This is a genomic window from Streptococcus sp. ALY_211 (genome assembly GCF_058314555.1).
This window is the reverse complement of sequence record NZ_JBZFUN010000002.1, coordinates 222,862-245,870: the sequence shown is the minus strand read 5'-3', so window position 1 is coordinate 245,870 and position 23,009 is coordinate 222,862. Positions and strand designations below refer to the sequence as shown.

At 42.2% G+C, this 23,009-nt stretch carries 18 protein-coding genes and 2 tRNA genes; 14 read left to right on the top strand and 6 right to left on the bottom strand.

Annotated features, from left to right (window positions below; all coding sequences use genetic code 11):
• Window positions 1-89: 89 nt before the first annotated feature.
• A complete protein-coding gene (locus AC4HAJ_RS03150; RefSeq protein ID WP_491078700.1) occupies window positions 90-1,286 on the bottom strand; it encodes a S1C family serine protease in 1,197 nt (398 codons plus the stop codon).
• Window positions 1,287-1,480: 194 nt separating this feature from the next.
• Here AC4HAJ_RS03150 and rlmH point away from each other — a divergent pair, with 194 nt between their 5' ends.
• Window positions 1,481-1,960, top strand: a complete 480-nt coding sequence (gene rlmH / locus AC4HAJ_RS03145) for a 23S rRNA (pseudouridine(1915)-N(3))-methyltransferase RlmH (RefSeq protein ID WP_491078699.1) — start codon at window positions 1,481-1,483, stop codon at window positions 1,958-1,960.
• A 45-nt stretch (window positions 1,961-2,005) separates the two neighbouring features.
• Here the strand turns inward: rlmH and AC4HAJ_RS03140 are convergent.
• Window positions 2,006-2,079: transfer RNA gene (locus AC4HAJ_RS03140), tRNA-Arg, on the bottom strand.
• 136 nt (window positions 2,080-2,215) lie between these two features.
• Between AC4HAJ_RS03140 and AC4HAJ_RS03135 the strand changes: the two genes are divergently transcribed.
• A tRNA-Glu gene (locus tag AC4HAJ_RS03135) sits at window positions 2,216-2,287 on the top strand.
• 112 nt (window positions 2,288-2,399) lie between these two features.
• On the opposite strand, the gene AC4HAJ_RS03130 is transcribed toward AC4HAJ_RS03135, so the two are convergent.
• Together AC4HAJ_RS03130 and AC4HAJ_RS03125 are read right to left on the bottom strand one after the other, a co-directional pair.
• On the bottom strand, window positions 2,400-5,003 hold the full coding sequence (locus AC4HAJ_RS03130) for a YfhO family protein (protein WP_491078698.1): 2,604 nt from the start codon (window positions 5,001-5,003) through the stop codon (window positions 2,400-2,402).
• Between the two features lie 59 nt (window positions 5,004-5,062).
• On the bottom strand, window positions 5,063-6,682 hold the full coding sequence (locus AC4HAJ_RS03125; protein ID WP_491078697.1) for an ATP-binding cassette domain-containing protein: 1,620 nt from the start codon (window positions 6,680-6,682) through the stop codon (window positions 5,063-5,065).
• A gap of 196 nt (window positions 6,683-6,878) precedes the next feature.
• On the opposite strand from AC4HAJ_RS03125, the gene trpS reads away from it, so the two are divergent.
• Both trpS and guaB read left to right on the top strand, forming a co-directional pair.
• Window positions 6,879-7,901: a tryptophan--tRNA ligase gene (trpS, locus tag AC4HAJ_RS03120; protein ID WP_491078696.1), complete on the top strand. Its 1,023-nt coding sequence runs from the start codon at window positions 6,879-6,881 to the stop codon at window positions 7,899-7,901.
• A gap of 235 nt (window positions 7,902-8,136) precedes the next feature.
• A complete protein-coding gene (guaB, locus tag AC4HAJ_RS03115) occupies window positions 8,137-9,618 on the top strand; it encodes an IMP dehydrogenase (RefSeq protein ID WP_491078695.1) in 1,482 nt (493 codons plus the stop codon).
• A 630-nt stretch (window positions 9,619-10,248) separates the two neighbouring features.
• Here the strand turns inward: guaB and recF are convergent.
• Together recF and AC4HAJ_RS03105 are read right to left on the bottom strand one after the other, a co-directional pair.
• A complete protein-coding gene (gene recF, locus AC4HAJ_RS03110; RefSeq protein ID WP_491078694.1) occupies window positions 10,249-11,343 on the bottom strand; it encodes a DNA replication/repair protein RecF in 1,095 nt (364 codons plus the stop codon).
• A gap of 1 nt (window position 11,344) precedes the next feature.
• Window positions 11,345-11,743 carry an RNA-binding S4 domain-containing protein gene (locus AC4HAJ_RS03105; RefSeq protein WP_491078693.1) on the bottom strand — a complete coding sequence of 133 codons (399 nt, stop codon included), beginning with the start codon at window positions 11,741-11,743 and terminating at the stop codon, window positions 11,345-11,347.
• 81 nt (window positions 11,744-11,824) lie between these two features.
• Between AC4HAJ_RS03105 and yfmF the strand changes: the two genes are divergently transcribed.
• From yfmF to mnmA, 10 genes are all read left to right on the top strand, one after another.
• Window positions 11,825-13,075 (top strand): EF-P 5-aminopentanol modification-associated protein YfmF, encoded by a 1,251-nt coding sequence (yfmF, locus tag AC4HAJ_RS03100; RefSeq protein ID WP_491078692.1) that lies wholly within the window; start codon window positions 11,825-11,827, stop codon window positions 13,073-13,075.
• A gap of 1 nt (window position 13,076) precedes the next feature.
• Complete coding sequence (yfmH, locus tag AC4HAJ_RS03095; RefSeq protein WP_491078691.1) at window positions 13,077-14,348, top strand: EF-P 5-aminopentanol modification-associated protein YfmH; 1,272 nt, start codon at window positions 13,077-13,079, stop codon at window positions 14,346-14,348.
• Between the two features lie 76 nt (window positions 14,349-14,424).
• Window positions 14,425-14,970, top strand: a complete 546-nt coding sequence (gene pgsA / locus AC4HAJ_RS03090) for a CDP-diacylglycerol--glycerol-3-phosphate 3-phosphatidyltransferase (protein ID WP_491078690.1) — start codon at window positions 14,425-14,427, stop codon at window positions 14,968-14,970.
• Window positions 14,971-14,972: 2 nt separating this feature from the next.
• Window positions 14,973-15,809: an energy-coupling factor ABC transporter ATP-binding protein gene (locus tag AC4HAJ_RS03085; RefSeq protein WP_491078689.1), complete on the top strand. Its 837-nt coding sequence runs from the start codon at window positions 14,973-14,975 to the stop codon at window positions 15,807-15,809.
• Window positions 15,785-16,624: an energy-coupling factor transporter ATPase gene (locus tag AC4HAJ_RS03080; RefSeq protein ID WP_491078688.1), complete on the top strand. Its 840-nt coding sequence runs from the start codon at window positions 15,785-15,787 to the stop codon at window positions 16,622-16,624. The genes AC4HAJ_RS03085 and AC4HAJ_RS03080 overlap by 25 nt, the downstream gene beginning before the upstream one ends.
• Window positions 16,617-17,411, top strand: coding sequence for an energy-coupling factor transporter transmembrane component T family protein (locus tag AC4HAJ_RS03075; protein ID WP_491078687.1), 795 nt, complete (start codon window positions 16,617-16,619; stop codon window positions 17,409-17,411). Before AC4HAJ_RS03080 ends, AC4HAJ_RS03075 begins: the two co-directional genes overlap by 8 nt.
• A 608-nt stretch (window positions 17,412-18,019) precedes the next feature.
• Window positions 18,020-18,943 carry an aggregation-promoting factor gene (gene apf, locus AC4HAJ_RS03070; protein ID WP_491078686.1) on the top strand — a complete coding sequence of 308 codons (924 nt, stop codon included), beginning with the start codon at window positions 18,020-18,022 and terminating at the stop codon, window positions 18,941-18,943.
• 201 nt (window positions 18,944-19,144) lie between these two features.
• Window positions 19,145-19,768, top strand: coding sequence for a transglycosylase SLT domain-containing protein (locus AC4HAJ_RS03065; RefSeq protein WP_491078685.1), 624 nt, complete (start codon window positions 19,145-19,147; stop codon window positions 19,766-19,768).
• 98 nt (window positions 19,769-19,866) lie between these two features.
• Window positions 19,867-21,579, top strand: coding sequence for a hypothetical protein (locus AC4HAJ_RS03060; RefSeq protein ID WP_491078684.1), 1,713 nt, complete (start codon window positions 19,867-19,869; stop codon window positions 21,577-21,579).
• A gap of 216 nt (window positions 21,580-21,795) precedes the next feature.
• A complete protein-coding gene (mnmA, locus tag AC4HAJ_RS03055) occupies window positions 21,796-22,917 on the top strand; it encodes a tRNA 2-thiouridine(34) synthase MnmA (protein WP_491078683.1) in 1,122 nt (373 codons plus the stop codon).
• Window positions 22,918-23,009 lie beyond the last annotated feature (92 nt).

The window sequence follows — 23,009 nt, the reverse complement described above, 5'->3', positions numbered from 1 at the left end:
TAGGCTAATACTGGCAAGAATATCAACTGATGGGGAGAAGTTTTAAAAAGAGTTCGAGACTTTCCTCTCGAACCCATTTCTAGTCTGTGCTATTCCTTGTCTTCTTTTTCAAGATCTTGACTGGTTTTTGTCAACTTAATCGTTGTTGTCTTCTTACTACCATTGCGGTAGAAGGTAAGGGTTACAGAATCACCAACTTTATGCGAGTAAAGGACTTCTTGTAACTCAGCAACGGTGTTGACAGTCGTATCATCAATTTTAGTGATGACATCGTATTCTTCAAGTTTACCATCAGATGGCATACCCTCTTGGACAGAGCCAACAACAACACCTGCTGTCACATCATCTGGGATATCAACCTTATTCTTAGTAGACTCACTAGCAGTCGCTAGGTCAGCCATAGTGATTCCCAGAGCTGGGCGAACAATCTTACCGTCTTTTTCTAACTGGTTGATGATTGTGACAGCATCATTAGCAGGAATGGCAAATCCTAAACCTTCTAAACCAGCTGCACTAATTTTACTTGAGTTGATTCCGATGACCTGTCCTTCAATATTGATAAGGGCACCCCCTGAGTTACCTGGGTTGATGGCAGCATCTGTCTGAATGTATTTATTTTGAACAGTTGTACCATCCTCAGCTTTAGAATCAACAGAACGATCGAGTGCTGACACAATACCGACTGTTACACTATTAGCCAATTCAGTATCTAGGGGACTACCAATAGCAATGGCTGTCTCACCGACTTTGAGTTTTGAAGAGTCAGCAAACTTGGCAACTTTTGAAACAGCAGAGGACTCGACCTTTAAGACAGCCAAGTCAGAGTAGGTATCCGATCCAACCAACTCTACTTTGATCGATTTCTTAGTATCCTTCTCTTTACCACGCATGATAGTTAGCTTCTCGGCATCGGCTACGACGTGGGCATTGGTCACGATATAGGCATCATCGCCATCCTTTTTATAGACAACACCTGATCCTAGCCCGACAGGTGCAAGACCGTTCTCATCAATTTCCCTACCGCTTGCTTGGGCTGCTTCTTTTGTCGCAGAGTCGTTGATCTTCTGATAATTGGCTACAGTCACCACCGCATCCTTAGTGGAATCAACGGCTTTGGTAATATCTGAAGAATTGTTGTACTGATATTTATCTTGGACAGTTGGCTTAAAGACATTTCCGCCGTCGTTTAGCTTTAAAACCAACAAGGACGCCAATAACCCACCGACGAATCCAAGAATAAGGACTAAAACTGGCTTGAGCCAGGACCATATAGTATGTTTTTTCACTGTTAAACCTCCAAGGCTAATAAGCTTTTCCTTTTTTCCTAACTACTATACCCTAATCTGACCAGAAAGGCAAGAATCCACAGTCTGTGGAAAACCTTGTGAATTAAGATCAGAAATCCTAGTAAACTAAGAAAAATAGACTAGCAACTCCTGTGGAAAACTTTGAAAATCAAGGACTATGCTATAATAAGATTATGAAAATAAAAATAATCAGTGTTGGAAAATTAAAAGAAAAGTATCTAAAAGACGGTATTCAGGAATATCAAAAACGCCTGAGCCGCTTTAGTAAGCTAGAGATGATTGAACTCCCAGACGAGAAAACACCAGACAGAGCCAGTCAGGCAGAAAATGAGCAAATCATGAAAAAAGAATCCGAACGGATCTTAGCAAAAGTTGACGATCGTGATTTTGTTTTTGCCCTAGCTATAGAGGGGCAGCAATGGTCTTCAGAAGCATTTGCGAAAAAAATAGAGGAAGCGACCCTTAGAGGGTTTTCTACGCTAACCTTTATTATCGGAGGGAGCTTGGGGTTGGCACCAGAAGTCAAAAAGCGTGCCAATTTATTGATGAGCTTTGGGAAGCTGACCCTGCCCCATCAGCTGATGAGACTGGTCTTGGTGGAGCAGATCTATCGTGCCTTTATGATTCAAGAAGGCAGTCCCTATCATAAGTAGGCATAATAAAAGTCTTGAGCAATAAGCTCAAGACTTTTTGAGAGATGATTCCAGCAGGATTCGAACCTGCGACCGTTCGCTTAGAAGGCGAATGCTCTATCCAGCTGAGCTATGGAACCGACACTCGCTATATTTTAACAAAATAGGCTGAATACTGTCAATATGGAAAGGAATGGAAAGGTTAGAGCTGCAAAGATAAAAATTGGAAAAAGAGTGTTGACATAAAAACATAAATACCGTAAAATACAAACATATGGTCCGTTGGTCAAGGGGTTAAGACACCGCCTTTTCACGGCGGTAACACGGGTTCGAATCCCGTACGGACTATAGCTCAAAAAGGAGATTGCAAAGGCAATCTCCTTTTTTATATCTATCATATAAAAAAGCGTTTGAGGCCCTAGCCTCAAGCGCTATTATCGTTTAATGAATGATCCTGACTTTATTTTTCGTCATGCTTAACCTTCCAGAAATGGTTATAGAGGTAATGGTAGCTGGCAAACAGTAGGATGCCAAGCAGGGACAGCCAGACTGACTGGGTGAAACCATGAGGTTTAAAGATTAGCTGAACCTGTCCCTGCCCTTTTGGAATATCAACAGCCATAAATCCTTTTTGAGCCCTTCTGATAGGGACTGCTTTTCCATTTAAAGTGGCCTTCCAGCCTTTATCATAAGGGAGTGTGAAAAATAAGGAACCAGATTTTTTACTCTTAAACTTAGCTGTGACCGTATTTTTGTATGTACTCACGTCAACCTTTCTTCGGTTGATGTGAGTCAGTGCTTTTTGATAGCTAACAGTGTCTAAAGCATAGATGACTGGACGATCAAAACTAACCTGGTCACTTTCAGGAAAACTGACAGTTACTGAAAGCGGTGTATTCTCATCGTAGTATCCTAGATCAAAGAAACTATAGGCATTATCAGTGGTATAAGTGGTCTGTTGACCATTAATAGTGATGGTTAAGTTAGAGGTATCTGAATGACTAGTGACGATAGAAGGTAGGCTGACATAGACTTGCTTATGAGCAGGAGCCATTAGACTAAAGGAAAAGCTAGATGCATTTTCGCCATCATTTTGAACAGTGCTCAGTCGATTGGGTGATGAACTTGAAGCACTATCATCTAGATCATAATGAAGACGTGTAAAGTACTGCTCCTGACTACCACTGAGGGCATTAAGCAGCCTCGTTTGATTATCCAAAGTATTGACAGTGAAAGGAAGATCATGATACCGCCCTTCGGTCATGATAGCAAGCGATGCGGCCTGATTGTTCTTGTAAAGTTTTTGAGAACCAACTTCTTCTGCTAGATGAAAGCCGTATTTATTGATAGAAGCTTGTGAAATATTGTACTTAATGGCAAACAAGCTATCTGCAATAATGGTATTATTTTGATAGCGCAGATTAAGATTAGTTCCAAATGATTGAAAGCCTAAACGATCCAGAACACTGCTGGATTGGGTATTTCTAATGGAAGAAAACTGAGAAATACCATTGTAATTATACTTCATGCTATCATTTCCCGTTTGGGGGAGAAGACGCTCAGTTCTGTAAAAATAGCTCTCCGCCTCCTTCGTCCCAGATACTAACTTGTCAATCGCCTGTAAATTTTCCTGGTAACCATCTCTAGTCGGAAAGACCCATTCATCACCTAGAGCAGTGACATAAAAATAGCTATTGATTCCTATTTCAAATAAGCTAAACAGCAAGATGACACCTAGAAAGAGTCTTCTGCTTAATTGCTGGTACTGTCTTGAAGCAAGAATGACAGCATAGGTGATCAAGAAAGTAAAGGTTAACAGGAAATTGACAGGTTTGACAAAGGTATAGTAATCATGGTAAACCAGAGTAACAACAAACCCTGAGGCTAAAAGACCAAAGGCGATTCCCAAGTGCAGGCTACTAATGTTTTTGAAAAGAGATAGGACTTCAGCAGCCATCATAATAATCAGAGTTGAGAACAGCCAAGCATACCGATGTAAAAACATATTAGGGGCATGCATGCCCTGCCACAGAAGGTCTAAAGGATTGAGATAAAAACTAGCAATAAAGATGGCAATGAGAAGAAAATAAGCGAGCTTGGTTGACCATTTGATCCCTTTGACAAAGAAGAAAAGTAGGGCCATTAAGAGAGGAAAAAGTCCTACATAGATCATCGGTAAAGCCCCAAACTTAGTGGTATCATAGGCTCCAACTAAATTCTTAGCAAAGCTATCAAGAGCCCAGCTCTTCTCTGTAAACAAAGTTGACACCTTTGAAAACTCTTCACCGTGTGTAGAGAGATCCAAATAAGTAGGGATCAGCATAATGGATGACGTAAGGCCAGATAACAAGGAGAGCACACTAAAATGGATAAAGGCTACTCCTGCTGACTTCCAACTGCTTAGTCGTGTCAACTGGGCTAGAAAATAAAAGGTAAGAAAGATGGCTGTCATAAAGCCAAAATAGTAGTTTTGTATAAAGAGTAAAGTCAGACTGACATAGTAGAGGAGAAACATTTGTTTCTCTAAAAGGAGATGCAAGCCAAGAAGAATTACGGGGACTAGAATAAAGACATCCAGCCAGGTGTTAATTTCTAATTGGCTGACAGCAAAGCCCATGAGTGCATAGGAGGTTGACAGGGACAATATCAACCAGATTGACAAGTTTTTAAACCGATATTTAAGTGCAAAGCCCATTGACAATCCTATCAAGCCAAACTTGACAAGCGTGAACAAATAGACCGCATCAGGCATGGTTGATAGTGTAAAGAAACCGTAAAGAGGCGACAAAAAGGATCCCAAATAATAGCTGATCAAAGCATAGAAATTGAGTCCTAGACCGCTAGTAAAGGTATAAAAGATACTGTCACTACCATGCAGAATATTGCGTAATTGGTTGGCAAAAATAACGTACTGATGAAAACCATCACTCGCTAAAATCGTTGTACTACTTCCCCAGTAAATGCCTTTTGACCATAGAACAATAGCCATCATTAAGGCTGGTATCAGAAAACTGAGACTATAAAATAATCTATTATGGTTATAGAGGTTAATAATTTTTTTCATATCTTATTTCTAAAAAAGAGTCCAAGACAGCATGGTCCAGACTCGTAAGGCAGGCTAGATTATTTCCAGAGGGCCTTGACCTTAGCTTGAACGTCTTCATTGTCAAGGAATTCATCATAGGTCTCATCAATACGGTCAATAACACCATTTTTTGAGATGATAACGATGTGGTTAGCTAGGGTCTGGATGAACTCATGGTCATGGCTAGCGAAGATAATAGACTCTTTGAAATCTTTCAGTCCATCATTCAAACTAGAAATGGACTCCAAATCCAAGTGATTGGTAGGATCATCTAGCACAAGGACGTTAGACTTAAGCAGCATCAGTTTGGAGAGCATCACGCGCACCTTTTCCCCTCCAGATAAGACATTGACAGACTTGTTAACCTCGTCACCGGAAAAGAGCATGCGACCTAAGAAACCACGCAAGAAGGTATTGTCATCTTCTTCTTTTGAGGCAAACTGACGAAGCCACTCAAGAATAGACTCCCCTCCGGCAAAGTCTTTTGAGTTATCCTTGGGCAGATAAGAACGACTGGTTGTCACGCCCCACTTGATGGTTCCTTCATAGTCAATTTCACCCATCAAAGCACGAATCAATGCTGTCGTTTGAATATCATTTTCACCGATAAAGGCTGTTTTGTCACCAGGACGAAGGATAAAGCTGATATTGTCAAGGACCTTTTCACCATCGATGGTAACAGAGAGATTTTCTACGCTCAAAAGATCATTACCAATCTCTCGTTCAGATTTGAAATTGATAAAAGGATACTTACGACTCGACGGAACAATTTCCTCTAGTTCAATCTTATCCAGCATTTTCTTACGTGATGTCGCTTGCTTGGATTTTGAAGCATTGGCTGAGAAGCGAGCAACAAACTCCTGCAGCTCTTTGATTTTTTCTTCTGCTTTAGCATTGCGATCTGCCTGTAGCTTAGCAGCCAGTTCAGAAGATTCTTTCCAGAAATCGTAGTTACCAACATAGATCTGAATCTTACCGAAGTCAAGGTCAGCCATATGGGTGCAGACCTTATTGAGGAAGTGACGGTCATGGGAAACCACAATCACGGTATTTTCAAAATCGATCAAGAAATCTTCCAACCAAGCAATAGACTGAATATCAAGACCATTGGTCGGCTCGTCTAAAAGAAGAACATCAGGCTTACCAAAGAGGGCTTTAGCTAGGAGAACCTTGACCTTATCACCGTTGCTAAGTTCACTCATATTTTGGTAGTGAAGATCTTCTGGAATATTGAGATTTTGCAGGAGCTGTGAAGCCTCACTCTCTGCTTCCCAGCCACCTAGCTCTGCAAAAGTCCCCTCTAACTCAGCTGCACGGACACCATCTTCTTCGGAAAAATCTTCCTTCATATAAATAGCGTCTTTTTCTTTCATAACGGTATAGAGCTGCTCATTTCCCATGATAACCACATCGATAGCACGCTCATCCTCATAGTCAAAATGGTTTTGACGAAGAACAGAGAGGCGTTCGTCTGGCCCTAAAGACACATGTCCTGTTGAGGGCTCAATATCACCAGCTAAAATTTTTAAGAAGGTTGACTTACCAGCACCGTTAGCACCGATCAAACCATAAGTATTACCAGATGTAAAGTTAATATTGACATCATCAAAAAGTTTACGATCACTAAAACGCAGTGAAATATTGGAAACTGTGAGCAATGAAACTACCTCTTTTATCTCTTTTTTGTATTCATTACATTCTACTAGAAATAGGTAGATATTTCAAATAATGACCGAGCTTTAACCCCTCAATCTTCTTGTCTCTTAAAAGGTCTGACTAGTTCAAGACTGATAAGTTCACGACGATTTATGGTATAATCTAAGGAACGAACCAATTAAAGTAAGAGGTATTACCATGTCTAAACCTATTATCCTGACAGGAGATCGTCCAACTGGTCAATTACATATTGGTCATTATGTCGGTAGCTTACAAAACCGTGTCCGTCTCCAAAATGAAGGAAACTATCAAATGTTTGTCTTCCTAGCTGACCAGCAAGCCCTGACAGATCATGCCAAGGATCCAAAGACCATTGTTGACTCCATTGGCAATGTTGCTCTGGATTATTTAGCAGCAGGCCTATCGCCTGAAAAATCAACGATTTTTATTCAAAGTCAGATTCCTGAATTGGCCGAGTTATCCATGTATTACATGAACCTTGTCTCATTGGCACGTCTCGAGCGCAACCCGACAGTCAAAACCGAGATTGCCCAAAAAGGCTTTGGGGAGTCTATCCCAGCGGGATTTTTGGTTTACCCTATCGCTCAGGCAGCAGATATTACAGCGTTTAAAGCTAACTTTGTGCCGGTTGGTAATGACCAAAAGCCCATGATTGAGCAGACACGTGAGATTGTTCGCAGTTTCAATCACGCTTATACGACAGATATCTTAGTCGAGCCAGAAGGGATCTATCCTGACAATGAATCAGCTGGCCGCCTACCTGGACTGGATGGCAATGCCAAAATGTCTAAGTCTCTCGGCAACGGTATCTACCTAGCTGATGACGCAGATACGCTTAAGAAAAAAGTCATGAGTATGTATACAGATCCCAATCATATCAAGGTCGAAGATCCCGGTCAGATCGAGGGCAATATGGTATTTCACTATTTGGATGTTTTTGGTCGTCCAGAGGACCAAGAAGAAATCCAAGCCATGAAAGACCGCTACCAGCGTGGTGGCCTGGGAGATGTCAAAACCAAGCGCTACTTGCTTGAAATCTTGGAGCGTGAGTTGGGACCTATTCGTGAGCGTCGTCTGGAGTTGGCCAAAGACATGGGGGAAGTTTATCGCATGCTAGAAAAGGGAAGCCAAGAAGCTCGTCAAATCGCCGCTCAGACCCTAGATCAAGTAAAATCAGCTATGGGAATCAATTATTTTTAAGCTGAATGCTGCAATACTTAAGTAAAGTAAAAGTTGACAGAGGTTGGAAACACTTGTTCCGACCTCTGTTTTTATTTAGCCCTTTTCCAAGTGATAGCGATGTTTAATCACATTTTTATGACAAGTTATTTTATCCTTTATTTCATATTGACAAAAAAAAATGGCGTGATATGATTATATACTAATAATATGAGGTTTATAGGCCTTAACCTATATAGAAAAGAGGATGGTAGTGATGTCAAATTGGGACACTAAGTTTTTGAAAAAAGGTTACACATTCGATGATGTTTTGCTTATTCCAGCTGAGAGTCATGTTTTGCCAAATGATGTGAATATGCAAACGAAATTGGCAGACAATTTGACTCTAAATATCCCTATTATTACTGCTGCTATGGATACCGTCACAGAAAGTGGTATGGCCATTGCTATGGCGCGTGCTGGTGGTCTAGGTGTTATCCATAAAAATATGCCAATTGAAGCACAGGCTGAAGAGGTACGCAAGGTTAAGCGTTCAGAAAATGGTGTGATTATTGACCCATTCTTCCTAACACCAGAGCATACCGTTGCCGAGGCAGATGAATTGATGGGTCGCTATCGTATCTCAGGTGTCCCTGTCGTTGAGACTATGGATAACCGCAAGTTGGTCGGTATCATCACCAATCGTGATATGCGCTTCATCTCAGATTTTACCAAGCCCATTAAAGACTTCATGACAAGTGCTAATCTTGTAACAGCCCCTGTCGGTACAGATCTAAAAACAGCTGAACAAATCTTACAGCAGCATCGCATTGAAAAATTACCATTAGTCGATGATAATGGTCGTTTATCTGGCCTCATTACCATCAAAGATATTGAAAAGGTCATCGAGTTTCCAAATGCTGCCAAGGATGAATTTGGCCGTCTCCTGGTAGCAGCTGCAGTCGGCGTCACTTCAGATACCTTTGAACGAGCAACAGCTCTCTTTGAAGCTGGGGCCGATGCCATTGTTATTGATACAGCTCATGGTCATTCAGCTGGTGTTCTCCGCAAGATTGCCGAAATTCGTGCAACTTTCCCAGATAAGACCTTAATTGCTGGTAATATTGCAACTGCTGAAGGGGCGCGTGCCCTCTATGATGCTGGTGTTGATGTCGTTAAGGTTGGGATCGGTCCAGGATCTATCTGCACGACTCGTGTTGTAGCCGGTGTCGGTGTTCCGCAAATTACAGCTATCTACGATGCAGCTGGTGTTGCTCGTGAATACGGTAAGACGATTATTGCTGACGGTGGTATCAAGTATTCAGGTGATATTGTCAAAGCCTTAGCTGCTGGTGGCCATGCTGTTATGCTCGGTTCAATGTTGGCTGGTACTGATGAAGCACCAGGTGAAACGGAAATCTTCCAAGGACGTAAATTTAAAACTTACCGTGGTATGGGATCTGTAGCCGCTATGAAGAAGGGATCCAGCGATCGTTACTTCCAAGGGTCTGTCAATGAAGCTAACAAGCTAGTTCCAGAAGGAATTGAAGGCCGTGTAGCTTACAAGGGTGCAGCGGCAGATATCGTCTTCCAATTAGTCGGTGGTATCAAATCAGGTATGGGCTATACTGGTGCTGAAAGTATTTTAGCCCTTCATGATAAGGCGCAATTCATTGAAATGTCAGGAGCTGGCTTGATTGAAAGTCACCCACATGATGTTCAAATTACTAATGAAGCACCCAACTACTCAGTGCAATAATGTAGTAATAAAGCGATTAAAAGAGAGTGGGACAAAAAATCACGGTTTTGATTTACCTCGCTTTCCCATTTTTAGACTCGGGTAGAAATCCTCCACTGGAGCATTTTGACGCTTGCTTTGCAAGCTTTATTTCCCGATTAAAAAGCTCTACTAGAGCTTTTTAACCCACCTCCGCATAGCTCAAAAGGTCTGGGAGACCTTTTGAGGTTGAAAATAAAATGAACAGTAAGTTCATCACAAAAAATCCGGTGGATCTTTGGAGGTTGGGGATAAGATGAACATCGTTCATGAGATTAGATAACCTCCAACAGTTCCCCAAATTGTTGGAGCTATCACTTGCATGGTAGTTAAACAGTCCAGTGGACTGTTTAAGGGGGCGCCTGAAAATAGGAAAGCGCCCCGAGATAAGGACTACCAATCAGCAGTGGTTCATTGGTGCTAAAGCACCTAATGAACTGTGCAGGGGTAAGACTAAAGTTGGCATAGCCAATAAGTCTTACTCCCAACCACTGCGTTAATCTGGTAAATTTAAGATAATATTAACGAGTCTGGACTTTTGTCTCAGACTCGTTTCTTTGTAAAGTTCCTGTCAATAATATTGACACCTATGATATAGAGGAAATAAGCATTTCATTGGCTTACCTTGATAGAGCCCTTGTCTACTGTAAAGACTTTCAAGTTTTCTGGTAAATGATGTAAATGCTCTAAACTCGTTGTTGTAATGAAGGTTTGGACGTTTTCTTTGATGCCTTCTAAAAGTTTCACTTGACGATGGTTGTCAAGTTCACTCATAACATCGTCAAGCAGTAATATAGGATAATCACCAGTCGTCAGCTTGATTAACTCAATTTCTGCTAACTTTAGGGATAAAATTAAACTTCGCTGCTGACCTTGACTAGCAAAGGAAGCATTCATATCATTGATAAAAAAAGTCAGATCATCACGATGAGGACCAACTCCCGTATTCTTTTTAAAGCTATCACGATGGTAGTTTTTTTTGAGCTGTTCAAGGAAATTTTCCCTGATCAGCTCAATCTGGTCAAACTTGACTGATGCTTCATAAGAGATGCTCAGATGTTCCATCTGATTAGAGATAGTATGGTGATGCTGGTCAGCTTCCCTGGCTAGATCTTTGATAAAATGATAGCGATGCTCCATAACACGGCTGCCGTAGTCAGCTAGCTGTTCATCAATAACGGCTAGATAATCGGCATCAATGATCGAAGCTGTCTTGAGATAGGCATTGCGCTGCTTAAGGATATGGTTGTAATGGGATAAGTCAGATAAATAGACCGGTTTAATCTGCCCTAGATCGATGTCTAAAAATTTACGACGTAAACTAGGAGATCCCTTAATCAACTGTAGGTCTTCTGGTGCAAAAAGGACAACCGTCATATTACCAATATAATCGGATAATTTCGTTTGTTTGAGATAATTGATCTTGGTAATACGCCCCTTATCAGATAAATTGATTTCTAAAGGAAGTTTACCGCTAGAGCGTTGGAGCTGTCCTGAAACTCGAAGAGCTGTCTCATGAAAACGAATCAGTTCCTTATCGCTTCGTGTCCTATGACTGCGGGTCAAGGCAAGGAAGTATATGGCCTCTAGGAAATTGGTCTTTCCTTGGGCATTTTTTCCAAGAAAAACGTTTAGACCCTTGGAAAATTCTGCTGACATTTCATGATAGTTACGGAAATTATTAAGTCTAATGGATTCGAGCCACATGTTACCTACCTGGAAATCTGACTGGTGCTTGATTTTTCCCCTGTCTAGGAGTCCGTCCACGCCCACTAGAAACCTGTCTAGACTGTTTTTTCTTAGCCTTATAGGATTGGTTCATCTCTTTGACCAGAGCAGCGACCCGTTTTTCCTCAGCTCGTTCAGCTTCATGCTGAGCAATTTCTTCATCAGATGGTGAAATAATGGTGATCTCTAAGTTCTCAGAGGGAATAGTGATGGTGTCCCCCGCTTTTAATTGTTTACGACGTCGCTTTTCGTCTTTGCCATTTAAGAGTACAGTCGTTTCAGCTAAAAAAGACTTAACAGCGCCGCCGGTTGGAATAATTCGCAAATCTTTCAAAAGAGACTGTAAAAGAATGACATCATCAAAGAGTTTGTATTCCATACGTTCCTCGACTTTCTAATGAGAATATTATAGCATATTTTGTTATAATTTAAGGCATTAACAAACGGATGAGGACTTGTCATGAAAATTGTTGATGGTGTCAATTTGCACCACATTCAAACAAAGAAGTTTAAAACCAATAAGTTGACAGTTAGGTTTACAGGGAATCGCCGCAAAGAGACGGTTGCCAAACGAGTATTAGTAGCCCAGATGCTTGGGTTAGCCAACCAAAAGTATCCGACCAACCAGGTATTTAGAAGGGCTCTAGCCGATATGTATGGGACCAGCTTGTCAACACATGTTTCCGATCGAGGACTGTATCACTTAGTCGATATTGACATTGATTTTTTAAATGATCGCTACCTCCTAGGGCAAGAAACTATCCTAGAGGAAGTTTTTGACATCCTTTACAATGTCCTTTACAACCCTTTGAGCACTCTTGAGCAATTCCAATCAACAGCATTTGATATTGAGAAAGAGAATCTGATAAACTACCTAAAAGCAGACAAAGAGGACAGTTTTTATTACAGTGAATTAGGATTACACAAACTTTACTATAGAGATGAAAATTTACAAGTGTCTAGATTTGCTGATCCAAATCTAGTTGAGCAAGAAACCTCTTATACCGCCTATCAAGAGTTGCAAAGAATGTTGCGGGAAGATCAGATCGATATTTTTTTACTCGGCGACCTTGATACGGCTGCTGCCCTTGACAAGCTAAATCAATTTCCTTTTCAGGCACGATCAGAAATAGCGGCTACCACCTATCAGCAAGATAAGCAAGCCATCATCAAGGAGCAGCTTGAACAACAATCGGACAAGCAGTCAATTCTCCAGTTAGCCTACAATTTACCTGTGCGCTTGAGTGACGATACCTATCCTGTTTATCAGGTCTTACATAGTATGCTTGGAGCTTTTAGTCATTCCAGATTATTTACACAAGTTAGAGAAAAAGCTGGCTTAGCCTACAGTATTGGTAGCCAAATAGACCCCTACACTGGTTTACTACAAATTTACGCAGGTATCGATAGCAGCAAACGAGAGCAGGCCTTAAATCTAATCAATAGACAATGGTATGATTTTAAATTGGGCCGCTTTTCTGGTCACCTCCTGAAACAGACCAAAGATCTCTTGATTGCTCAGAGACATATTGCTGGCGACCATCCTAAGTATCTCATTGAGAAAAATTATAACAGGTCTCTTTTCCTTAGTGAAAAGACAGATGATTCTTCTTGGGATGAGCGCATTCAAGCAGCTAGTAAGGCTGATATTATTGCAGCCGCACGGCAATGCCACCTACAAGCAATCTATTATCTAGAAGGAGTAGAATGAGATGTTGGAAAAACAAGCGTTTGACTATACCCATGAACCTGTCTATCATCAGGTTTTAGATAATGGCCTTCATCTATATTTGTACCCCAAGGAAGATTTTGCTGAGATGTCTGCCCTGCTTGAGGTTAAGTTTGGCTCCCTTGATGCTCCAGCAACAAAAGAAAATGAAGCACCTGTAAACAAAGCAGGGCTCGCCCACTTCTTAGAGCATAAGTTGTTTGAGTTAGCAGATGGCAAAGATGCTGCTCTAGAATTTGCAAAACTCTCAGCTGACAGCAATGCGTTTACGAGTTACGAAAAGACAGCCTACTATTTTTCATCCCATGGTGAAAACTTAGAAGCCTTAGACTTGCTGCAGGAATTTATCATGACAGCAGACTTCGATCAAGAATCAGTTGAGGCTGAAAAGGCCATTATCAAACAGGAAGTTGACATGTACCTTGACGATGTTGACTACAAACTTTACAACGGAATCTTGAGTAATCTTTATCCTGAAACACCCCTGGCTGAAGATATCGCAGGGAGTCAGGAAAGTTTAGCTAATATCACCCTAAAAGACTTAAAAGACAGTCATAGAGCCTATTATACACCATCGAATATGAGCCTCTTTGTTGTTGGCAACTTTGACAAAGAGTTAGTCAGCCAGCGTATCCAGGAAAAGCAAAAGAAGTTTACAAGTCATAAACATAATATTGACAGAAAACGTATCAACTTGACAGAAGTTGTCAAGAAAGCCTCTGTTCAACGAGAGGTAGCGAAGCCTAAGCTAGCCATGGGTATTAGATTGGCTCCCCTTAGTGAAGGAAGTTTAGTCAGCCAAAAACTGAAACTGCGTTTCTTTTTCTCCATGATCCTTGGCTGGACGAGTCAGAACTATCAAACATATTATGATCAGGGAATCATTGATGATTCTTTTGATATTGATATTGAGGTATCACGTCGTTACCAGTTTGTCATTATCAGTTCTGACACTTTGGAGCCGATTAATTTAGGCAATCAATTAGAAAGAGCTATCAAACAGTTCAAGACCAATCCAGACTTAAATGAGGAGCACTTAAATACCCTGAAGCGTGAATACTACGGAGAATTTATCAGGAGCTTAGATAGCGTCGAGCACCTCATGACACAATTAGCCGCCTACCAAACGGATGAGGAGTCCTACCTCCAGGTACCGACTTATCTAACCCAGTTAACACTAGAGGATGTAATCGAGACGGGGCAGTTGGTCTTGGACCAGATGGCCATATCAGAGATGACAGTCTTCCCAGACTAGTTTAAAACCCCATATTTTTTGCTATAATAAGAGAGTATAAAAGACGAGACTGACCAAAAATAGAAAAGAGATCTCAATGACAAAAAAAGAAAATTTACCAAACTTATTGACTATTATTCGTATCTTTATGATTCCCCTATTTCTTATCCTGACCTCACTTAAAGGGCACGGGATCGTTATGCATGTGATTGCCGCTATTGTTTTTGCTATTGCCAGCTTCACAGATTATCTGGATGGTTATTTAGCAAGAAAATGGGGAGTCGTGACCAACTTTGGTAAATTTGCAGATCCGCTAGCGGATAAAATGCTGGTGATGTCAGCTTTTATTATGCTGGTCGGGATGGATCTAGCACCAGCCTGGGTATCGGCCATTATCATCTGTCGAGAGCTAGCAGTGACTGGCTTGCGTCTACTCCTAGTCGAAAACGGAGGAACAGTCCTTGCTGCTGCTATGCCTGGTAAGATTAAGACTGTGACTCAGATGCTCAGTGTTATCCTCTTGCTTTGCCACCTAGAAACAGCAGGTTTAGTCATGCTCTACATCGCCTTGATCTTCACCATTTATTCAGGCTATGACTACTTCAAAGGTGCAGGCTATTTATTCAAAGATACATTTCAATAACGATGACAGCAATAATATCACTAGAAGGTCTGACATTTGCTTACCCTGAAAGCCAAGAAAACACCCTGACAAATGTGACGTTTCACGTCAAACAAGGGGAGTGGCTTTCCATCGTCGGACACAATGGCTCAGGAAAGTCAACTCTCGTGAGATTGATTGATGGTCTCCTTGAGCCAAAATCCGGCACAATTAAAATTGCAGACCAAGAATTGACACAAGATACTGTCTGGGACATCAGACGAAAAATAGGGATGGTCTTTCAAAATCCTGATAATCAATTTGTCGGTGCAACGGTTGAAGACGATATCGCTTTTGGTTTAGAAAACCAAGGGATACCTTATCAGGACATGAAAAAGCGTGTCACAGAGAGTCTCGATTTAGTTGGCATGAGTGAGTTTGCTCATAGGGAACCTGCCAGACTCTCCGGCGGACAAAAACAAAGAGTGGCAATCGCTGGTATTGTAGCCATGCAACCAGATATTATGATCCTAGATGAAGCAACCAGTATGCTTGATCCCCAAGGGCGTTTGGAACTGATGGAAACCATCAAAAAAGTTAGGGATAACTATGGAATGACGATTTTGTCTATTACACATGACTTAGATGAGGTAGCCCTGAGCGATCGTGTCCTCGTCATGAAAAAAGGACGAATCGAGTCCACCTCTACACCAAGAGAGCTCCTAGGACGAGGACATGAGTTAGATCTGCTTGGCTTAGATTGTCCCTTTACAACAGCTCTCCTAAGCGCCCTTAAAGAGACCCCATTTGCCATAGATAAAGCATATGCCACCGAATCAGAACTAGGAGATGACCTATGGGCATTACTCTCGAGCAAGTAAGTTTTACCTATCAAGAAGGAACCCCCTTTGAGGAGCGGGCGCTTTTTGATGCGACCGTGCAGATTGAGGACGCTTCCTACACAGCCTTTATCGGTCATACAGGCAGCGGAAAGTCTACGATTATGCAGCTGCTAAATGGGCTCAATAAGCCGACTAAGGGCTTGGTACAAGTCGATGATATCCAAATAACAGCGCAATCCAAAAACAAGACCATCCGTCCTCTCCGCCGTAAAGTTGGCCTGGTATTCCAATTTCCTGAAAGTCAGCTCTTTGAAGAGACAGTACTCAAGGACGTCGCCTTTGGTCCCCAAAATTTTGGGGTCACTAGAGAAGATGCTCTGTTGGTCGCCAAGGAAAAGTTATTGCAGGTGGGGATTGCTGAGGACTTATTCGATAAAAATCCTTTTGAGCTCTCAGGAGGACAGATGAGACGGGTCGCTATCGCAGGTATCCTAGCCATGGAGCCAGAAGTCCTAGTCCTAGATGAGCCGACAGCAGGTCTTGATCCTAAGGGACGTAAAGAGCTGATGGAACTGTTTTCAGAGCTCCATGATCAGGGACAAACCATTGTACTTGTCACCCACCTCATGGATGATGTGGCGAATTTTGCTGACTATGCCTATGTCTTAGAAAAGGGTCGCATCATCGATCAAGGACTACCTAAGTCTGTCTTTCAAAAAGTGGAGTTTTTAGAAAGCAAGCAACTAGGAGTTCCCAAAATTACCCGTTTTGCCTATGATTTGGTCAAGAAAGGTTGGAAGATCGACCAGCTTCCCATTACTATAGAGGAATTCGTGGAGGTACTTAATGGATAATCTCATTCTAGGACGCTACATCCCTGGTCATTCCTTAATTCACAGACTGGATCCCAGGAGCAAATTGTTAGCCATGTTTGCCTTTATCCTGATCATCTTCTGGGCCAATAACCTTCTAACTAACCTTATCATGGCTGGTTTTACCCTGATCTTGATCTTGTTATCCCAAGTCAAATTGAGCTTTTTTATCAATGGTCTCAGGTCTGTATTCGTACTCATATTATTCACAACTGCCTTCCAGCTTTTTTTCAACCATCAAGGACAAGTAATTTGGACCTTCAGCTTTCTAAGCATCACAGATACAGGCTTGCATATGGCGGGACTGATTTTGATGCGATTTATACTAATTATCTCTTTTTCTACTTTGGTCACTTTGACGACAACCCCCTTAAGCCTGTCTGACGCAGTGGAATCGCTACTCAAACCTCTCAAACCCTTAAAGGTTCCGGTCCACGAGATTGGTTTGATGTTATCTTTGAGCTTGCGCTTTGTTCCTACACTTATGGATGATACGACTAGGATTATGAAGGCACAACAAGCACGTGGCGTAGATTTTGGCGAGGGTCACCTACTCCAAAAAATTAAATCAGTCATCCCGATTTTGATTCCGCTCTTTGCGTCTAGCTTTAAGCGTGCGGATGCTCTAGCTATAGCTATGGAAGCTAGAGGTTATCAAGGTGGCGATGGGAGGACGAAATATCGTCAGCTTCGCTGGCGCCTAGCAGACAGCCTCTTTCTTTTAGCCATGTTGATCCTAGCCCTAACACTTTTTTGGCTAAAGAACTAGACTAATTTTCTCGAAAAGATAATGAAAATAATCATTTTAAGACGAGAGTGGGACTCAATCAGTAAACCGTGAAAAAATCACGGTTTTGATTTATCTCGCTTTCCCATTTTTAGACTCGAAGTTCTGCCACTTTCTTATTTTTAGGTGGCAGGCTTTGGCAGTCTGGGGATAGACTGCCAAAGTCCACTGGAGCTTGACACTTGCTTTGCAAGCTTTATTTCCCGATTAAAAAGCTCTACTAGAGCTTTTTAACCCACCTCCGCCCACCTCCAACAGTTCCCCAAACTGTTGGAGCTATCACTTGCATGGTAGTTAAACAGTCCAGTGGACTGTTTAAGGGAGCGCCTGAAAATAAGAATGCGCCCCAAGATAAGGACTCCCAACCACTGCGTTAATCTGATAAATTTAAGATAATATTAACGAGTCTGGATTTTTATCTCAGGCTCGTCTTTTAAACAGCTTTTTATAAATACTTCTATTTTATTAGGAAGCATTCAGGATTACTCATAGAGATTCAATGCGATTGTAATATTTTTAACCCAAGATCAAAGCCAAAGTAATAATAAATGTGTATAGTGGTCACTATATTTTTTAAAGGAGTGGTGATCATGACAATTAAAACACACAGAAAAAATAATCGCCAATCACAAAAATTGGCCTTACTTGGCCTGTCTGCTGCAACAGCTCTTGGAGCAGTCAGCGTATCTCATGTCGTTCAAGCAGATACTTACACTGTTAAAAGTGGAGATACCCTATCTGCCATTGCTAGAAAATACAATACCAGCGTTACCAATCTAACCCAGCTGAATCATATAAAAAATCCAGACTTCATCATGGCTGGTCAAGCGCTTAAGCTGGAGCCTACCGATGCGGATCAAAAAAATACTCAGCAGGATAAGCTTCAAACTACAGCACAGGCCCCAAGTGAGACAGTGCCTGAACAGCCTCGTCAGGAAAAATCCAGCCAGACACCAGCGAGTGACTCCCTATTGGCTACCTCACAAGCATCATCTAGTGAGACAGCACAAGCAGCGATGCCTAGCTCTGAGTCAGCGAGTCAGTCAGATAGTCCAGAAACAAAGGCCAAGACGGATCCAAAGCCAACTCAGCAATCAGCTAAAGCTCCTAGTCGCCCGTCGTCTAGTTCATCTGAGCCAGAATCACAAGCGTCAGCTGCTTCTGCTCCCCAAGCGCCAGCAGCAAGGCACAGTCAAACAGCAACATCAGAAGCCACAGCTACCCAAGTTGTAAGTCATAGTGAGAGTGAGACCGAGTCAGCTAAAAACAGTAAATCCAGTTCAAAGAAAGACTCAGAGGCTGCAGCCAAGGAAACCATCGCTCAAAAAGAATCTGGAGGCAGCTATACAGCACAAAATGGCCAATACTATGGCCGCTATCAGCTGACCAAGTCTTATTTGAATAATGACCTATCGCCTGAAAATCAGGAACGTGTAGCTGACGAATATGTCACCTCACGCTATGGATCATGGAGCAAAGCCCTAGAGTTTTGGAACGCTAATGGCTGGTATTAGTAGATTGATACAGGAAATAGAGCGGAATAAAAGCAGCAAAGAAAATCAAAACCGTGAGAAAATCACGGTTTATTGATTGTGTTCCACTCTCTTTTTTATCTAAAAAAAATGCACTTGTAATATTTTTAACCTTAAAACAATTCAACAGTAATAACTTTTAGATAGTATGGAATCACGCAAAAGCAAAAAAGGAGTAGCCCAATGCATAAGAAACAAAAAAATAAAAAATCTGATAAACTCGTTATCTTTACGATCTTAACGACTTTAGCAGCCATGGTATTCGGCTTTATTTCTGAACATAACCACAAAGATCCAGTATCTGACCTATCCTTTGCCGAAGAAGTCTCAACGACATCCGATAGTGCCAATGATAATAAACAAGAAAAAGTAAGCAAAACACAAGAAGCAAACGATTCTACGCAAACAGCCTCTACCGAGCTAGCAACAGTGGAAAATGACAGCGCTCAAGCTGGTCAAACAGCAGCGACAGACGCTTCTGAAACAGCCAATGCTGACGCTCAAACAGCAGCTCCATCACAAGGTGCACAATCTGCTAACTATACCTTGGCAAATGGTAATCAAGCCGGTGAAGTTGGTAGCCGAGCAGCTGCACAAATGGCTGCGGCTACAGGTGTCAGCCAGTCAACATGGGAATACATCATCGCGCGTGAGTCAAATGGAAACCCAAATGTTGCGAATGGTTCAGGCGCATCAGGTCTCTTCCAAACCATGCCAGGTTGGGGATCCACAGCAACTGTCGATGACCAAGTCAATGCAGCCATCAATGCTTATAACGCTCAAGGCCTATCAGCTTGGGGAATGTAAGCCATAAATAGTATCTAAGAAAGAATTTGGAAGGTTTGTTCCAAATTCTTTTTTTATGCTATACTAGAAACTGATTTTGACGACATTCGGAGATTGACATGATGAAAAAGACTTGGTTTCACTATATAAGAGCAGTTCTATTGATCTCTCTTTTCTCATTCTTGCTCGTCCTTCCACAATGGAGAAGCAATACCTTTGCTATGGGGGCGGATTCCCTCTTTCACTACAATAGGTTTTATGATGCTGCCATGCAGATTCGAGAGCACAACTTCTCTTACTTTGTCTCGATCTACGGCTTCCAGCAGTCAGGACGGATTGTCAACGCTCTCTATGGTCCCTTCTTTGCCTATTTTCAAGGGATATTAGTCCTACTGGGCAGGACCTGGTTTGGTTACCAATTAGTATCGCGCCTAGTATTAGGTATCGTTTCTGGGACAGCCATGTATAGCTTGCTGCGGACATTAAAAATCAAAGATAAGATTTCCCTTCCCTTAGCTTTCCTATATCTGACGACCTTTTCCATCCAATATTGGACCATGAGACAGGGATTCACGAGCTGGGGAGCAGCTGTCATGCCCTTCTCTCTGATCCCAGCCTTCCGCTTTGTCCTAAAAAAAGAGATCAATTCTTTGCAGTTGGCATTTTCAGTGAGTTTGATGTTTCATATCCACTTACTGAGTACCCTCTTCTTAATTTTGATCTATATTCCTTTCTTTGCTTACGGCTTTATGATCAGTCAAAATAAAAAGCGTATTCTGGCTCAAGTTGCGCTTGCTGTAGGGATAACCTTGCTTCTAACAGCCAATGTCTGGCTGGCCTTGCTATTTTTAAAAGCTGATAATAACTTGCTCAATCCCTTTATCAATGAAACGATGGCCTTTAATACCATTAATAATGGATCCAAATATTGGTTGGTAACCCCTGTAGCATTGGCCGTATTAATGGTGGTTCAGCTGGTCCACCTGCTTTACCGCTGGAAAAAGATAGAAAGTTGGGAGCGTATCCTAAATGGTGTCTACCTGTTCTTCCTCTTCCTAGCTTCTTCTTATTTCCCCTGGGGTTGGTTGATCGCTCGTGGCAATAGCTTTGCCAAGTTAGTTCAGTTTCCTTTTCGTTTCTTTGTACCAGCGACGATCTTAGTCATTGTTATTGCCGCCTTGATCATCAGTCGCCTGCCCAAGCAAAAATATCTCAGTATCCTCCTGTTAATCTGTGCCCTATTAGGGGCAGGGCAAGCGATCAATAGCTTGCAAGAGGCAGATCAAGCAGCTAAAGCCTCCCGATATGTCATGAAGCCAGGTAAGCATACTCATCCTAATGGCAGCTATGAAGAACAATATTATGCCATGTTTGAGCCAGAAAATAGCCTGCTCTTACGCCGTATTGAAAAGTCAACACCTGATTATGTCCCTCTCTATGGTTCGATTAAAGGCTACAATACCTATGATGAGTATGCCAAGAAGATTATTTTTAATAAAGATGTTAAAAAAACCATCAATAAAGAAGGGAACTTGACCCTGAGCTGGGACTCCAAAGGTGGGAGAACAGAGCTTCCCATCGAGGTTTATAAGCGGACAGTCTTGACCTTAAATGGTAAGACGCTCTCACCAAAAGATTATACCCTATCGACCTTCGGAGTCCCTACGGTATCGTCCAAGGCTGGTCACAATAGCTTGACGCTGACCTATAAGTCCCCTGGTTACTTTGGTTTTGTGATTGCCCTGACGCTTCTCACTTGGCTGGCCTTAGCGGTCATCAGTATCATCAAAGTCCGCACAGGAAAGAGTTATCCTATTTTGCTTTCTGATTAAATCATGTTATAATCTGTTACGGTGTTAGCCTTGCTAACGCCGTTTTTCACTGTCGACCTTCAAATCGATTGTTGAATAACTAGACCCTTCAAGTCTATGTTAACCAAGAAATAGTGGCTAAATTTAGGTCACTTTTTCCAATTGAGCAGGGGCTAAAATACAGCTGTTTTTAGCCTTTTTAGTCCTGAGCATCTTATATTTGATGGGAGATTATCTATGACGGATAATGCTAAAACACGTGTCGTCGTCGGGATGAGTGGCGGTGTCGATTCATCAGTGACAGCCCTCTTGCTTAAGCAGCAGGGCTATGATGTCATCGGCGTCTTCATGAAAAACTGGGACGACACAGATGAGTTCGGTGTCTGCACAGCGACCGAAGATTATAAGGACGTTGCCGCAGTTGCAGACCAGATTGGGATTCCCTACTACTCTGTCAACTTTGAAAAAGAGTACTGGGACCGTGTCTTTGAGTACTTCTTGGCCGAGTACCGTGCCGGACGGACGCCCAATCCAGACGTGATGTGCAACAAGGAAATTAAGTTCAAAGCCTTCCTTGATTACGCTATGAGTCTGGGTGCTGACTACGTGGCAACTGGTCACTATGCCCAAGTTAGCCGTGACCAAGATGGCACTGTCCACATGCTGCGTGGGGCTGACAACAATAAGGATCAAACCTATTTCCTCAGCCAGCTCTCACAAGAACAGCTGCAAAAAGTCATGTTCCCTCTGGGGCACCTTGAAAAGCCTGAAGTACGCCGTATTGCAGAAGAAGCTGGCCTAGCGACCGCTAAAAAGAAAGACTCGACTGGTATCTGTTTCATCGGTGAAAAGAACTTTAAAGAGTTCTTAGGAAACTACCTACCAGCACAACCCGGTCGCATGATGACCGTTGATGGTCGTGATATGGGTGAGCATGCTGGTCTCATGTACTACACCATTGGTCAGCGCGGCGGTCTGGGAATCGGCGGTCAGCACGGTGGGGACAATGCCCCTTGGTTCGTTGTCGGCAAGGACTTATCACAAAATATCCTCTATGTCGGCCAAGGTTTCTACCATGAGTCCCTTATGTCAACCTCTTTACAGGCTAGTCAAGTCCACTTTACCCGTGATATGCCTGAGGAATTCACCTTTGAATGCACAGCTAAGTTCCGCTACCGTCAACCGGATAGTAAAGTAACTGTCAAGGTATCAGGCGACAAGGCAGAGGTCATCTTTGATGAGCCTCAGCGTGCTATTACACCAGGACAGGCCGTTGTCTTCTACGATGGTGACGAATGCCTAGGCGGTGCCATTATTGACAATGCCTATAACAACCAAGAGGTTCGTCAATACGTTTAATAGATTCTACTCAGTCAGGTAGATTGACAAAAATAAAGATTTTGATACAATTACCCTAACAAGCATCATGATGGTCAAAGCTCATGAGAATT

Bases quoted from the DNA above. Each gene is read 5' to 3' on its own strand.
- rlmH (WP_491078699.1), top strand. From the start codon at position 1,481: ATGAAAATAAAAATAATCAGTGTTGGAAAATTAAAAGAAAAGTATCTA.
- AC4HAJ_RS03130 (WP_491078698.1), bottom strand. From the start codon at position 5,003: ATGAAAAAAATTATTAACCTCTATAACCATAATAGATTATTTTATAGT.
- trpS (WP_491078696.1), top strand. From the start codon at position 6,879: ATGTCTAAACCTATTATCCTGACAGGAGATCGTCCAACTGGTCAATTA.
- guaB (WP_491078695.1), top strand. From the start codon at position 8,137: ATGTCAAATTGGGACACTAAGTTTTTGAAAAAAGGTTACACATTCGAT.
- recF (WP_491078694.1), bottom strand. From the start codon at position 11,343: ATGTGGCTCGAATCCATTAGACTTAATAATTTCCGTAACTATCATGAA.
- AC4HAJ_RS03105 (WP_491078693.1), bottom strand. From the start codon at position 11,743: ATGGAATACAAACTCTTTGATGATGTCATTCTTTTACAGTCTCTTTTG.
- yfmF (WP_491078692.1), top strand. From the start codon at position 11,825: ATGAAAATTGTTGATGGTGTCAATTTGCACCACATTCAAACAAAGAAG.
- yfmH (WP_491078691.1), top strand. From the start codon at position 13,077: ATGTTGGAAAAACAAGCGTTTGACTATACCCATGAACCTGTCTATCAT.
- pgsA (WP_491078690.1), top strand. From the start codon at position 14,425: ATGACAAAAAAAGAAAATTTACCAAACTTATTGACTATTATTCGTATC.
- AC4HAJ_RS03085 (WP_491078689.1), top strand. From the start codon at position 14,973: ATGACAGCAATAATATCACTAGAAGGTCTGACATTTGCTTACCCTGAA.
- AC4HAJ_RS03080 (WP_491078688.1), top strand. From the start codon at position 15,785: ATGGGCATTACTCTCGAGCAAGTAAGTTTTACCTATCAAGAAGGAACC.
- AC4HAJ_RS03075 (WP_491078687.1), top strand. From the start codon at position 16,617: ATGGATAATCTCATTCTAGGACGCTACATCCCTGGTCATTCCTTAATT.
- apf (WP_491078686.1), top strand. From the start codon at position 18,020: ATGACAATTAAAACACACAGAAAAAATAATCGCCAATCACAAAAATTG.
- AC4HAJ_RS03065 (WP_491078685.1), top strand. From the start codon at position 19,145: ATGCATAAGAAACAAAAAAATAAAAAATCTGATAAACTCGTTATCTTT.
- AC4HAJ_RS03060 (WP_491078684.1), top strand. From the start codon at position 19,867: ATGATGAAAAAGACTTGGTTTCACTATATAAGAGCAGTTCTATTGATC.
- mnmA (WP_491078683.1), top strand. From the start codon at position 21,796: ATGACGGATAATGCTAAAACACGTGTCGTCGTCGGGATGAGTGGCGGT.